This window comes from Yersinia sp. 1252 StPb PI, from assembly GCF_048593885.1.
Lineage (GTDB): Bacteria > Pseudomonadota > Gammaproteobacteria > Enterobacterales > Enterobacteriaceae > Yersinia > Yersinia enterocolitica_E.
This window is the reverse complement of record NZ_JAZGQE010000393.1, coordinates 1-1,092: the sequence shown is the minus strand read 5'-3', so window position 1 is coordinate 1,092 and position 1,092 is coordinate 1. Positions and strand designations below refer to the sequence as shown.

Here is a 1,092-nt window from a genome sequence, read left to right as displayed (position 1 = left end):
CTGTCGCTTTAAAAAATTAATTAACCCATGCTCTTTTTAGCTCTTCCTCTTTAGATTTATCATGGAGCCAACGACTTAATTTTTGCAAGCTTCTCAACCCTCTTTTACCTTCTTTGTAGGTCAGTACAAAGTGGTTTCCCGTGCTCATGGGTAAATCACATGGAATGACCATATCACCATTTTCCAAATCCTTGTGAATAGCAAATCGGGGCAATAACGCCATGCCAAGATTGGAGCGCACAGCAGAAATCAACATCGATAAAAGATCAAAACGCGGCCCCATTCGTACTTTAGGGCTATTAACGCCTGATAATGTAAACCAGTCATGCCACGAATCTAAACGAGTTGTTTGATGAAGCAACGTAAGTTCATCCATCAACTGCTCTGCAAGCATCACTTTTTTCTCATCCTGCCACAACATCCGGCTGCAGACAGGCACTAGCTCTTCTTCAAACAAGTGCTCATTTTCAGCCCACGGGCTACAGAAATCCTCACGCATAATTGCCGCATCGTATTTCAAATTTAGAAAATCAGCAGGCGTAGTCAGCGCCACTAAATTGAGGACAATCTCAGGATGCTTCTCATGAAAGTCACTGAGATTTGGAATGAGCCAATGTGTGCTAAATGTTGGTGTAACCGCCAGCTCCAACACTTGCTGAGTTGACTGGTAAGACATAATGCTTTGCGTATCTCTTTCCAGTTGCTCCAATGTATCTCTGACTAAACCAAGATAATAACGACCCGCATCATTGAGGAAAATTCGCTTACGGACATGGTGGAATAATGACACATTAAGTAGCTCCTCCAATGCTGTAATTTGACGGAAAACAGCACTTTGGGTTAACGCTAACTTTTCTGCCGCTCGCGTGTAGCTTTCATATTGAGCAACAGCTTCAAATGTCACTAATAAATCAGTTTTAGGAATTTTACACCGCATTATAGCTCACCCATTATTTCATAAAACACCGATTAAATAGTTGTGTGCACCTGGGCACAACTAATATTCAAATATTGATAGCGACGCTTCTTTTTTTGATTTTTAAAATACACATTTCTATTTAGATAGACATGGGTCTCCGTCATTTTTGTGAT

At 40.8% G+C, this 1,092-nt stretch carries 1 protein-coding gene; it reads right to left on the bottom strand.

Annotated elements, in window-relative coordinates:
• Positions 1-16 precede the first annotated feature (16 nt).
• Positions 17-937, bottom strand: a complete 921-nt coding sequence (locus tag V2A85_RS23850) for a LysR family transcriptional regulator (RefSeq protein ID WP_083158314.1) — start codon at positions 935-937, stop codon at positions 17-19.
• Between the last annotated feature and the right edge of the window lie 155 nt (positions 938-1,092).